Source organism: Sandarakinorhabdus sp. AAP62 (assembly GCF_000331225.1).
GTDB lineage: Bacteria > Pseudomonadota > Alphaproteobacteria > Sphingomonadales > Sphingomonadaceae > Sandarakinorhabdus.
Genome location: NZ_ANFY01000009.1, coordinates 20,471 through 33,387, shown reverse-complemented (window position 1 = coordinate 33,387; position 12,917 = coordinate 20,471). Strand labels below are relative to the sequence as shown.

Sequence of the window (12,917 nt, the reverse complement as noted above, 5' to 3'; positions counted from 1 at the left end):
GTCACGCGCCCGTCACGACCGGATTATGCGGGTTGGCGCCCCATTCGCTCCAGCTGCCGTCATAGATGGCGACATTGGGCTTGCCCGCCAACGCGGCGCCAAAGGCCACGACCGGCGCCGTGATGCCGGAACCGCAGGTGGCGACCAGCGGCTTGCCCAAGTCGAGCCCGGCGGCATCAAACAATGCCTTGATATCGCCCGCCGACTTGTAGGTGCCATCCTCGTTGAACAGCGCGGAATAGGGGATGTTCTTCGAACCCGGGATATGGCCGGGGCGCACGCCCGGGCGCGGATCGGGCTCGGCACCGGTGAAGCGCGCCGCCGAACGGGCATCGACGACCTGTTCGGCCTTGCTGCGCAGATTGTCGGTCATCTGTGCGGTGTCGCGCACCAGCGCCTTGTCGGCCCAAACGGTGAAATGGCGGTGGCGCACGATCGGCTTGCCGCTCTCCACCGGGCGGCCTTCCGCCTGCCACTTGCCAAAGCCGCCATCCAGGATGGCTACCTCATGGGCGCCGAACAGGTTGAGCATCCACCACAGCCGCGCCGACGACTTCAGCGGGCTGTTGTCATAGACGACGATGCGGCTGCCATCACCCAGGCCCAGCGCCTGGCAACGCGAGGCGAATTTCTCGGCTGGTGGCAACATGGTGGGCAGGGGGTTGGTGGTGTCCGACACTTCCTCGATATCGAAGAACACGGCGCCGGGGATGTGAGCGGCTTCGAATTCGGCGCGGGCATTGCGCCCCATGGCAGGCAGGAACAGGCTGGCATCGATGATGCGCAGATCGGATTTGCCCATCTCTGCGGCAAGCCAGTCAGTGGACACCAGAAGGTTCATGCGGCACTCCCCACGCGCGTTCTCGCTACGCTATGGGGCGTGACATAATTGCGCAGGCGGCGCATGTCACCCCCCGAGTAAGCGCCGGCACGCGCTTTGTTACGGAATGGAGAGATTAAGTGGTCGACGTGTTGCATTTGGGCCAAAGCAGCGCCCTGCCGGCCAGCCCGGACGCCGCGGTGCTGGACTATCCGCCCAACCCGCGGCCTGGCGCGATGTTCCTGGTGCGCTTCACCTGCCCGGAATTCACTTCGCTGTGTCCTGTCACCGGTGCGCCCGATTTTGCGCACATTGTGATTGATTATGTGCCTGATCAAACCATTGTTGAATCAAAGGCCTTGAAGCTATTCCTCGGATCGTTTCGCAACCATGCCGGCTTCCACGAGGATGTGACGGTGGGCATCGGCGAGCGCCTGGTGGCCGAAATGAAGCCGAAATGGCTGCGCATCGGCGGTTACTGGTATCCGCGCGGCGGCATCCCGATCGATGTGTTCTGGCAGTCCGGCCCGGTGCCGGACGGCCTGTGGCTGCCGGATCAGGGCGTGCCGACCTATCGTGGCCGCGGCTGATAACAGGGAGGGGGGAAACATGATTCGCGCTATCGTCGCCGCGTTGCTGCTGGCGGGTTCTGCGCAGGCCCAAACGGCAGACCAGAAATTCAAGGCGATCTATGACGCCGAATGGCAATGGCGCCTTGCGCAGACCGGCCAGATGCAGGACGGGCTCGACACCAGGCCCGGCCCACGGCTGCCGTGCGTGACACCGGCGTGCCAGGCCGAACGGCAGGCCAAGTGGCAGGCGGTGCTCGACAATATCGCCGCCATAACCGATGCCGAACTGTCGCCGGCCGAACGAGTGAACAAGGCGGTGCTGGCCGAATCGCTGCGCGCCGAGGTGGTGGGCATCAAGTGGCGCAACTACGAGATGCCGATCAACAGCGATGTGAACGTGTGGAACTATCTGCCGGCGCAGGTGCCGTTCCGCACCGCAGCGGAGTATCGCAATTATATCAGCCGGATGCGCGACATTCCGCGCTGGTTTGATGAACATGCCGCCAACATGCGCGCCGGCCTGAAGCGCGGTTTCACGCCACCGGCCGTCACGTTGAAGGGCCGTGATGCGACGCTGGAAAAGCAGATCAAGCCGGGCAAGGACAGTCCCTTTTACGCACCATTCACAGCGATGCCGGCCACCATCTCGGCGTTCGAGCAGGATCAGTTGCGCGCCGAGGCCCGCGAGGTCATCGATACCATCGTCAACCCGGCGCAAACGAAAATGCTCGCCTTCCTGCGCAGCGAATATGTGCCCGGCGCCCGCACCACGACGGCAGCGCGCGATCTGCCCGATGGTGTCGCCTGGTATCGCGATCAGGTGAGGGAATTCACCACCACCGATCTGACCCCCGAAGCCATCCACCAGATCGGCCTTAAAGAGGTTGCGCGCATCGATGCCGATCTGCGCGCCGCCATGGTGCAATCAGGCTTCAAGGCCGAATACAAGGATTTCCTGGTCTTTCTTCGCACCGATCCGCAATTTTATGCGCGCACGCCGGATGAGCTGCTCGGCTTCTCCGCCTATGTGATCAAGCGCATGGACGGGAAGCTGGGCCAGATCTTCACCACCCTGCCGCGCTATCGCTTCACGCTGCGGCCGGTGCCGGACGCGATCGCGCCCACCTACACCTCCGGGCGCGGCGGGCTCGATGCCTGTTACATGAACACCTATGATCTGAAATCGCGGCCGCTGTTCATGCTTACCGCGCTTACCCTGCACGAATGCGTGCCCGGCCACAGCCATCAGGGCGCCATGGCGCTGGAGGCTCCGGCCGCGCCGCCCTTCCGCCGCCGGACCTATTTTTCCGGCTATGGCGAGGGCTGGGGGCTCTACACCGAATATCTCGGCAAGGAACTCGGCATGTATCGCAACGCCTATGAGGAGTTCGGCCGTGCCAGCTTCGAAAACTGGCGTGCCAGCCGCCTGGTGGTCGATACCGGCCTCCATATGATGGGCTGGAGCCGTGATCAGGCCATCGCCTATCTGGAAGAGCATACCGCGCTGGCTCGCCACGATATCGAGATCGAGGTGGATCGCTATATCAGCTGGCCCGGTCAGGCGCTGGCCTACAAGCTGGGCGAGATGAGCATTCGCAAATTGCGCGCCGAAGCTGAGACGACGCTGGGCTCCGGCTTTGACCTGCGCCGCTTCCACGACACGCTGCTGGGCCTCGGATCGGTGCCGTTGCCGGTGATGGAAGCCGAAATGCGGGCATGGATGGCGCAGGAGAAGTCCAAGGTGACGGTGGCGCGGTGACCATGCAATGCGTGACCCTGGCGAACGCCGGGGTGACGAGGGACAGTCAGGGGATCCCTGTCAGCTTGTGGGTCTGCAGGCTCAGCCGCCATTTCGGGTGGGCGAGGCAATAGGCGATCGCCGCCTGGATATTTTCGGCTTGGCGCGGCCCATCCATCGGCTGCAGGAAGAAATGCTGGAAATCCAGCGCTTCGAACCGTTCCGGCATCGCCTTGGGCTGCGGATAGACGAGTTTCAGTTCGTTGCCCGCCGTCAGCGCCAGCGGTGCATCTGCCTTTGGCGAGACGCAGATCCAGTCGATGCCGGGTGGCGGGGTTTGGGTGCCATTGGTCTCGATGGCGATCTCGAAACCGCGGGCGTGCAGCGCATCGACCAGCGGTGCATCGAGTTGCAGCAGCGGCTCGCCGCCCGTGCAGACGACGAGACGGTGCGCCCCTGTCTCGCCCCAGCAGGCGGCCACGGCATTTGCCAGTGCCTCGGCATCGGCAAACTTGCCGCCACCCGGCCCATCGGTGCCGACGAAATCGGTGTCGCAGAAGGTGCAGATGGCCTTGGCGCGGTCCTGTTCGCGGCCGGTCCACAGATTGCAGCCGGCAAAGCGCAGGAACACCGCCCGCCGGCCGGTCTGCGCGCCTTCACCCTGCAAGGTGAGGAACAATTCCTTGACGGCGTAGCTCATAGCGCCGGATCGGCGACGCCGGCCTCGGCAAAGCCCTTGGCGCGCAGGCGGCAACTGTCGCACAGGCCGCAGGGCGTACCGGCGGGCAAGGGGTCATAGCAGGACCAGGTGAGGTGCAGCGGGGCACCCACGGCCTGCGCCGCCGCGATGATGCCGGCCTTGTCCAGCATCATCAGCGGGGTGTGGACCTTGAACCCTTCGCCCTCCACGCCGGCCTTGGTGGCGGTGTTGGCCATGGCTTCGAAGGCGGCGATGAATTCCGGCCGGCAATCGGGATAGCCGGAAAAATCCAGCGCATTGACGCCGATGAACAGATCGCGCGCGCCTGCTGCTTCCGCCCAGCCCAGCGCGACGGACAGGAAAATGGTGTTGCGCGCCGGCACATAGGTGACCGGAATGCCAGGTTCCACGCCGCCTTTCGGCACGGCGATATCGGCGGTGAGGGCCGATCCGCCGAAGCCGGTGAGATCCAATGGCAGCACGATATGGCGTTCGGCGCCAAGCGCCTCGGCCACGCGCGCGGCATGCTCCAGCTCGATGCGGTGGCGCTGGTTGTAATCGATGGTCAGCGCCAGGATGCGCCAGCCTTGCGCGCGGGCGATGGCGGCGACCGTGGTCGAATCCAGCCCGCCCGACAGCAACACGACCGCAAGCTTGCTCATGCAGCGATCCCGAACACCCGGCTGCAAAATTGGCAATCCACCGAGATCACGCCGCTGTCATCCCGCATGCCGGCGCGTTCGGCGTCCGGGAAGCGCATCAGCACGTCCCTGATATGGGCGGCGGAACAGCGGCAGCCCTTCACCGGAGTGGGGCCGGGCACCACGCGCACCTGCTCTTCATGGAACAGGCGCCACAGCAGCGCTTCGGGGGTCAACTCGGCGTCGGCCAGTTCCTCGGTCGATGTGGTGGCGGCGAGCGCTGCGACATGTTCCCAATCCGGGTGCTGTTCGCCGGCATCGAGCCGCTCGCCGCCGATTTCAGAGCGGGCCAGATGCTGCATCAGCAAGCCGCCGGCCAGCCAGCCCGTCGTTGAACTGCCGGTCACGCCAATGCGCATCAGCGTCGGCAATTGTTCGGACTGGCTGAACCAGCCTTCCAGTGCGCCGGCCAGGCCATGGCCTTCCAGCGGCACGATGCCCTGCCAGCGCTCTTCCGAGCTCACTTGGTCAACGGTGATTGCCAGATAGCCCTTGCCGAACAGTTCGGGAAGCGACATGCCTTCTGAAACAGTCAGTTGTTCGTCATATTTGAGATAGCCGCGCAGCTCACCCGCGCGCCAGTCGCAGGCCAGCAGATCAACCACGCCGCCCTTGGCCGAGGCCTGCACCGTCACCTGCCCATCGTCCTGCCGCATGGTGGCGCCCACCAGGGCGGTCAGCGTCAGGGCTTCGGCGAGCAGGCGGATCAACGGCGGCGGATAGGGGTGTGCGGCCAAAATGGCGTTCAGCGTTGCATCCAGCCGCACCACCATGCCGCGCGCGTTGCGGGCCGGCACCATGAAACCCAGCGTGCGATCGGCCGTGGGGGCAAGGCCTTCGGTCACCATCACAGGCGTCCCAGGCACCACAGCAGGATGGATTTCTGCACGTGCAGGCGGTTTTCGGCTTCGTCCCACACGGCCGAGGCCGGGCCGTCCATCACCGCATCGGTCACTTCGTCGCCGCGATGGGCGGGCAGGCAGTGCAGGAAGACGGCACCGGGCGCCGCCTTGGCCATCAGCGCGTCATTCACCTGGAAGGGTTCGCAAGCGGCCATCTTTTCCTTGGTATCGGCCTGGCCCATCGACACCCAGGTATCGGTGACGACAACATCGGCATCTTCCACGGCGGTTTCGGCATTGTGCACCAGATCGATGCAGCCGCCGCGGGCACAGGCGGTGGCCATCACGCCCGAATCCGGCTCCAGCCCGTGCGGCACGCCCACTTTCAGATCGAATTTCAGCAGCGAACTGGCTTCGATCAGCGAGTTGGTCATGTTGTTGCCATCGCCGACATAGGCCCAGGTCGAACCGGTTACCGTGCGACCGGCGCGTTCCTCGAAGGTCATGATATCAGCCATCACCTGGCAGGGATGCGACAGATCGGTGAGGCCGTTGATCACCGGGATCGTGGCATGTTCGGCCAGTTGCTCCAGCTTTTCGTGATTGTTGGTGCGCAGCATCAGCGCGTCGACCATGCGGCTGAGCACGCGGGCCGTATCGGCAATTGTCTCGCCGCGACCCAGCTGCATCTCGCCGGCGGACGAAACGATGGTGGTGGCGCCGAGCTGGCGCGCCGCCATGTCGAAGGAGAAGCGGGTGCGGGTGCTGGGCTTCTCGAAGATCATGCCGAGCACATGGCCGGCCAGCGGCGCATCGGCATCGACGCGGCCTTTCGGCCAGCCGGTTCGCGCCGCCTTGCGGGCGTGAGCGTCATCCAGGATGGCCCGCAGACCGGCCGGAGTGGCAGTGGCAAGATCAAGGAAATGGGGCATTTTCTTATTTCCTCCCCTCCCCTTTGGGGGAGAGGTTGGGGGTGGGGAGCCATGGGGTAAGGCTGCACGGCCCACCCCTGCCCCTCCCGCAAGCGGGCGGGGAGTTGTTATGCAGCAGCAGCCGGTTGATAGCTGCGCGCAGCGGCCGACAGGCGCTCCACGCACTCGCGGATCTGCTTTTCCTCGATGGTGAGCGGCGGCAACAGGCGCACGACATTGTCACCAGCCGCCACCATCAACAGGCCATGGCTGCGCGCGTGGCCGACAAAGGCGCGGCTGTCGCTCTTCAGCTTCAGGCCGATCATCAGGCCCTTGCCGCGTACGCTTTCGAACAAATCATCATGATTGGGGATCATCTGCTCCAGCGCCTGGGTCAGGCGCGCGCCCATTTCGGTGACCTGGGCGAGGAAGGCCGGTTCCGTCACGATGTCCAGCACGGCTTCGCAGGCGGCCATGGCGAGCGGGTTGCCGCCATAGGTGCTGCCGTGGGTGCCGACCACCATGCCCGTGGCGGCCTTTTCGGTGGCCAGGCAGGCGCCGACCGGGAAGCCGCCGCCGATGCCCTTGGCAATCGCCATGATATCGGGCGTGACGCCATAGAGTTCATGTGCGAACAATTTGCCGGTGCGGGCGACGCCGCACTGCACTTCATCCAGGATCAGCAGCAGGCCATGCTTGTCGGCCAGCGCACGCAGGCCCTTGAGGAATTCCGGGCTGGCCGGGCGGATGCCGCCTTCGCCCTGGATCGGTTCGACCATGAACGCGCCCACCGTGTCGTCGATGGCCGCTTCAGCAGCAGCGAGATCATCGAACGGCACCACCTTGAACCAGTCCGGCAGCGGCTCGAAGCCCTTGCGCAGCTTTTCCTGATCGGTGGCCGAGATCGTGGCCAGGGTGCGGCCATGAAAGGCGTTGGAGAAGGTGATGATGCGATGCTTGTGCGGGTTGCCGGTGGCATAATGATAGGCGAAGGCCGTCTTCACCGAACATTCGATGGCTTCGGCGCCGCTGTTGGTGAAGAACACCGTATCGGCAAAGGTCAAGTCAACCAGGCGCTGGGCCAGATGCTCCTGCGCCGGCACCTTGTACAGGTTCGACGTGTGCATCAGCGTGGCGGCCTGTTTCTGGATGGCGCCCACCAGGTGCGGGTGGCCATGGCCCAGGCAGTTCACCGCGATGCCGCTGGCCATGTCCAGCCACTCGCGGCCTTCCGCGTCATAAAGGTAACAGCCGTCGCCTCGCACCGGCGCAACCTCGCACCGGCCATAAACGGGCATGAGCGGGGTGATGGTCATCGCGGTTCGTCCCTGTCTCTCGAAGACTGGCGGCCTCAGGATGCGGAAGCCGGCAACGCATAAAGGCGGCTCAAAACAAGCCGCCTCTTGGCTGTGCGCTATAGCGACTTGGGGCAGCGCCCTCAACCCCCGACAATGAGGCCGATGCGCAGGCTGCGGCCGGGCTGCGGCAGGCCCTGTTGCGGCAGGATCACCGCGTTGGTGAGATTGTCGATGGCGGCGGTGGCGCTGATCGGCAGCTTGCCCAGCCGCAGCACGGGAATGCGGGCGCGCAGGTTGATTTCAGTGGCCGGGGCCAGCCGCGCCTGGCGGCCATCGGGCGCCAGATCGCGGGCCGGGCCGATGCGGCGCATTTCGGCGCGGAAATCGAAGGCGCCGCGTCGGGCCCAGTCCAGTGCCAGCATGGCCTCGTGGGCCGGACGTTGCAGCAGAGGCTGGCCGGCGCTGCTGGTGTCGAGCGCCGAACCGGTGAGTTCCAGCGTCAGCCCGGCGGCCAGCGGCACCTGCAGCGCCGCGTCGAGACCGATGCTGGTGGCGGCGGCCTGGTTGAAGCGCTGGCGCAGATTGTTTCCGTTCACGCTGATGATGCGCTGGCCGATGCTGCCATCGACGCGCTGCCAGAACGGGGTGAGCGTGAGGGTGAAGCCTTTCGTGCGCCAGCCGAGTTCCGCATCGGCCAGCCAGGCCCGTTCGGGCAGCAGCGCCGGATTGGCCAGGAAGCGGCCCTGCGCTTCGCCGAACAACTCCCGCGCGGAGGCAAAGCGATTGCGGCGGCCGCCAGACAGGGTGAGCGAAAGCCGCTCGGCAGGCTGCAAGGCAAGGGCGACCGAGAAAGTGGCGGCCTGACGGGAGGGTTGGGCGGGCTTGTCGCCGGTGCGCGGCGTGGTGGCGCGATCGAGGCCCAGACCGAGCGTCAGCCGGGTTCCACCCAACGGCACATCAGCTTCGACTCCACCGGAAGCAAGGGTCTGGCGATAGAGCAGGGCGGCGGCCTGCGTACTGGGCAGCGTATTGGGCGCGATGGCGATGTCGGTCTGGCGATGGTCGCTGGTCTGGCCAGACAGGCTCCAGCGCAAGGTGGCCGGGCCCAGCCCATGGCTCAGCGTGAAGCGGCCGCCCAGCGTATCATCATCATTGAATTCGCGGGCCCGCAGCATCGTGTAGCTGGCGTCGCGATAGGCCTCGATCTGCTGGCCGAACCATTGCCGCCAGAGGACGGCGCGGGCGGTGGCGGTGCCCAGTGGCAGTTCCAGCGCGATCTGGGCCTGGGTCAGCGACCACTCGGGCGTGCGCCAGAACCGCGCCTGCGCCGGGCTGCGGTCGCTTTCGGGCGCGATACCGCGCCGGGCGTCGATGGTGAGCAGGCTGACGCGCCAGATCAGGCTGCCGGCGGTGCCGCCGAGGCCGCCAAAGAGACTGGTCGCCGCAAGATCGGTGTTGAGGCGGCGATCAGGGTCAGGCTGGTTGAAGGGCAGGGCGGCCAATTGCGCCACCGGCAGCGCCGATTGGGCCTGATGCGCCGCAGCCAGCGTCAGCGACACACCGCCCAGCGGCAGCACGCCAGCGGCGGAGAGATTGGTCATCCCGTAAGGCCCGGCTTGCGCCACGCCCACGCCGCCGCTGGCACGCGTGGTCAGGTCCAGCACGCCGGCCACTGCGTTGGCGCCATATTCGATGGCACCGGCCCCCTTGCGCACGGAAAGGCCGCCGATCAGACCCGCCGGCAACAGGCCGATATCCACCCGGCCATCCCATGGCACCGCCAGCGGCGCGCCATCGAGGAAGACCAGCGTCTGCCGTTCATCGCTGCCGCGCACACGGGCGATGGTTTCGCCGCGCGAATTGGTGCGCACCGAAACGCCCGGCAGGCCACGCAGCGCATCGCCAACGCTGCGGGGTTGGCGATCAAGCAACGCGCCGCCGGAAAGGCCGACAACGGGCGTGAGCACGCGACCGGGCAGCGCCGGTGCGGTGACGGTAATCAGGGCTTCGGCGGGCAGACTCGGTTGCAGTGCAGCTTCCCCGGTGACGGTCTGGGCCGCCACCGGGGAAGTCTGCGCCAACAGCAGCGCCAGCAGGCTTGGCGTCACCGCTTCTTGCGCGGGAAGGCAAGGTTGCGGAAATCGCCGAAGTAACGGGCGCCAACCAGGCCGCGGCCCAGGGCCGTCAGCTGGCCGCCGGTTGGCGCCATGTCCACTTCGACAGATGCCAGGCTGAGCGGCGTGATGCCGACCAGTTTGAGCGCGCTGTTGAGGGCCGCCGCTTTCGTTGCCTTCAGGGCGGCAAAGGCGTCCTCGACTTCCTTCAGCTCCTTCTCCAGCGCATCGACCCGGGCGATGGCATAGGCTGGCGGCCGGCCTTCGGTGCTGATGATCTGGCCATAGGCCGAGTCCATGTTTTCACGCAGACGCTCTTCGCCAGTGATGGCGCCGCCTTCAGTGGTGGCGACGACCTGCCTGCGCAGTTCATCGGTCTTCATTACCAGTTCCAGCGCAGCCTTTTTTGCCGCTGGAGTGGCCGCGGGATCGGCAGCGGCCTTTTCGGCGCCCTGCTTCATCGCCACCAGCCCGAAGGTGAGGCCAGTCATGCGGCGGAACAATGTCTTCACCCGTTCAGCCGCATCGAACTGCGCCTGCTGGTCGGCCACCGTGTAGGTCGCGCGCGGATCGGTCACCACGGTGAGCGGCACTTCGGTGACTTCGCCGGCCTTGGTCAGCCGCACCTTGTACTGGCCGGGCAGATAGCGCTGGCCCAGGATCGAATTGCCGGCGATGCTGGCTGCTGGCGGGACCACCGGCGGCTTGGTGCGCATCGACCATTCGACGCGATTGAGGCCCTTGCGCTTGGCGGTCGGCAATTCCTCCACCAATTTGCCATCGGGGCCGATGATTTCCAGCTTCATGCGCCCGATGACGTGGCGGGCCTTCTGGTAATAGGTGATGACGGCGCCCGAAGCCGGATTGTCACCGACGAAATTGGCATCGCCTTCCGACCAGCCGCCATTGCCCTGGATGCGCTGTTCCACCGGCGCCGAGGCCAGCAGCGTGACGTTGGCGGCCACCACGGCGGGCGTGAGGCTGCGCAGTGGCGAGACATCGTCGATCACCCAGATGCCGCGGCCGTGGGTGGCCAGCACCAGATCATCGCCCTTCTTCGATTGGGCGATGTCGCGCACCGCCACGGCCGGGAAATTGCCAGGGCGGAATTCCTCCCAATTGGCGCCGCCGTTACGGCTGATGAACAGGCCGAATTCGGTGCCGGCATAAAGTATGTTCCGGTCAACCCGGTCTTCCTTGATCACGTGCGCATAGCCGCGGATGCCAGACGTGGCCGGGCCAGCGATGCGGGCAAACGACTTGCCGCCATCGCGGGTGACAAACAGGTGCGGGGCCATGTCGCCAAAGCTGTGACGATCGACTGCGACATAGGCGGTGGCCGCATCATGCTGGCTGGCTTCGACCCAGCTTACCGTATTGTCCGGGCCCAGCTTCAGCGCCCTGGTGACATTGGTCCAGCTGCCGCCGCCATTGCTTGTTACCTGCACATTGCCATCATCGGTGCCAACCCAGATGGTGCCGGCGGCCTTGGGGCTTTCGCTGATCGAATAGATCGTCGTGTGCATTTCCGCCGACGAGTTGTCGACCGTGATGCCGCCGGATTTCTCCTGCTGCTGCTTGGCCGGATTGTTGGTGGAAAGATCGGGCGAGATGCGCTCCCACGTGTTGCCATGGTCGCGGGTGCGGTGGAGATATTGGCTGCCGAGATACAGCACGCTCTTGTCGTGCGGGCTCAGCGCCATCGGCGTGTTCCAGTTGAAGCGCAGTTTCTCCTTGTAACCGGCCTTGGGCTGGATCGCCTTCTGTTCCAGGGTCTTGCGGTTGATCCAGGCGATGTTGCCGCCCTGATATTCGGCATAGACATGATCGGGGCTGGCCGGATCGGGCAGCACCCAGAAACCATCGCCGCCATAAAGATTTTCCCAGCGGTGATTGGTGATCCCGCCCGGATATTCGCTGTCGCCCACCCAGGATGAATTGTCCTGCAGGCCGCCATAGACCTGATACGGATCCTTCTCGTCGATGGCGACATGGTAGAACTGGCTGATCGGCAGGTTGCGGGCGTGCCACCATTTGCTGCCGCCGTCATAGCTGATCCACAGGCCGCCATCATCGGCGCCGATCAGATGCTTGGGGTTCTTGGGGTTCACCCACAGATCGTGCCAGTCGGCATGGCTGCCGCCGGCGGTGTTGGAAAAGCTCTTGCCGCCATTGTCGGATACGATCACCTGCAGGTTCATCTTGAACAGGCGATCGGCATTGGTCGGGTCCACCACCAGCTTGGAGAAGTAGAAGGGCCGCCACACCATCATCTGGCTGCGATCTCGCGCTTCAAAGCTCTGCCCGCCATCATCCGAGACATAGAGCGCGGATTTCACATGTTCGACAAAGGCATAGACGCGCTTGGGGTTGGATGGAGCGTGCACCACCTCGATGCGGCCCCACGGCCCGGCCGGCAGGCCCTTGGCGGTGGCGGCGTCCAGCTTCGTCCAGCGCGCACCACCATTGTCGCTGACCATCATGGCGCTGCCCGACGGGGCGTTGGGGCCATCGCCGCCAGAACGGAAGGTCCAGCCCTTGCGGCGGAAATCCCACAGCCCGACGATCAGCTTTTCCGGGTTGGACGGATCGAGGCTGAGCGAGGAGCAGCCGGTGGACAGATTGGGAGCCTTCAATATATGCGCCCAGCTCTTGCCGCCGTCGGTGGTCTTGTAGACGCCGCGTTCGGCACTGTCGCTCCACAGCGCGCCGGTGGCGCAGACATACACCACATCGCTGTTGGTCGGGTGCACGACGATATCGGCGATCCGTTCGGTGCCGGGCAGGCCCATGTGGGTCCAGTTGTCGCCGCCATCGGTGGATTTGTAGACGCCGTCGCCCACCGAAACGCTGTTGCGGGTCCAGGTCTCGCCGGTGCCGACCCAAACCGTGCGCTTGTTGGTCGGGTCCAGCGTGACGGCGCCGATCGATTGCACGGGCTGGCGATCGAACTTGGGCGCAAATGTCGTGCCGCCGTCTTCGGATTTCCACACGCCGCCCGATGCCGCGCCCACGAATATGGTGACCTTGCCATCATCTTCGGTGCGCGCCGCGATGGCGGCAATGCGGCCGGACATGGCCGCCGAACCGATGTTGCGGATGCCCAAACCGGAAATACCGGCACCGGCTGGCGGTGCGGCCATTTCGGCGGCAAAGGCGGGGAGGGCGAGGGTGAGGGCCGATCCGGCCAGCAGAGCAATGCGGGTCATGTCCTGTCCTCT

10 protein-coding genes are annotated in these 12,917 nt (G+C 65.4%); 2 read left to right on the top strand and 8 right to left on the bottom strand.

Annotated features, from left to right (window positions below; translation table 11 throughout):
- Position 1: 1 nt before the first annotated feature.
- Positions 2–841 carry a 3-mercaptopyruvate sulfurtransferase gene (gene sseA, locus D619_RS0109720; protein WP_026090912.1) on the bottom strand — a complete coding sequence of 280 codons (840 nt, stop codon included), beginning with the start codon at positions 839–841 and terminating at the stop codon, positions 2–4.
- A 119-nt stretch (positions 842–960) separates the two neighbouring features.
- On the opposite strand from sseA, the gene queF reads away from it, so the two are divergent.
- Complete coding sequence (gene queF / locus D619_RS0109715; RefSeq protein ID WP_017668393.1) at positions 961–1,410, top strand: preQ(1) synthase; 450 nt, start codon at positions 961–963, stop codon at positions 1,408–1,410.
- Positions 1,411–1,429: 19 nt separating this feature from the next.
- Positions 1,430–3,151, top strand: coding sequence for a DUF885 family protein (locus D619_RS0109710; protein WP_020480453.1), 1,722 nt, complete (start codon positions 1,430–1,432; stop codon positions 3,149–3,151).
- A gap of 46 nt (positions 3,152–3,197) precedes the next feature.
- Here D619_RS0109710 and queE read toward each other — a convergent pair whose 3' ends face one another.
- The 7 genes from queE to D619_RS0109675 form a co-directional block, all read right to left on the bottom strand.
- Entirely contained in the window at positions 3,198–3,830 is a 633-nt protein-coding gene (gene queE / locus D619_RS0109705; RefSeq protein WP_017668391.1) for a 7-carboxy-7-deazaguanine synthase, read from the bottom strand.
- Positions 3,827–4,492, bottom strand: a complete 666-nt coding sequence (queC, locus tag D619_RS0109700) for a 7-cyano-7-deazaguanine synthase QueC (RefSeq protein WP_017668390.1) — start codon at positions 4,490–4,492, stop codon at positions 3,827–3,829. The genes queE and queC overlap by 4 nt, the downstream gene beginning before the upstream one ends.
- The gene (locus D619_RS0109695) at positions 4,489–5,379 is read right to left on the bottom strand and encodes an Hsp33 family molecular chaperone HslO (protein ID WP_017668389.1); all 891 of its coding nucleotides are present in this window, start codon (positions 5,377–5,379) and stop codon (positions 4,489–4,491) included. The genes queC and D619_RS0109695 overlap by 4 nt, the downstream gene beginning before the upstream one ends.
- Positions 5,379–6,305 carry an ornithine carbamoyltransferase gene (argF, locus tag D619_RS0109690; RefSeq protein ID WP_017668388.1) on the bottom strand — a complete coding sequence of 309 codons (927 nt, stop codon included), beginning with the start codon at positions 6,303–6,305 and terminating at the stop codon, positions 5,379–5,381. The genes D619_RS0109695 and argF overlap by 1 nt, the downstream gene beginning before the upstream one ends.
- 107 nt (positions 6,306–6,412) lie before the next feature.
- Entirely contained in the window at positions 6,413–7,600 is a 1,188-nt protein-coding gene (locus D619_RS0109685; protein WP_017668387.1) for an aspartate aminotransferase family protein, read from the bottom strand.
- Between the two features lie 122 nt (positions 7,601–7,722).
- Positions 7,723–9,690, bottom strand: coding sequence for a TonB-dependent receptor (locus D619_RS0109680; protein ID WP_017668386.1), 1,968 nt, complete (start codon positions 9,688–9,690; stop codon positions 7,723–7,725).
- On the bottom strand, positions 9,687–12,905 hold the full coding sequence (locus tag D619_RS0109675; protein WP_017668385.1) for a hypothetical protein: 3,219 nt from the start codon (positions 12,903–12,905) through the stop codon (positions 9,687–9,689). Before D619_RS0109675 ends, D619_RS0109680 begins: the two co-directional genes overlap by 4 nt.
- Between the last annotated feature and the right edge of the window lie 12 nt (positions 12,906–12,917).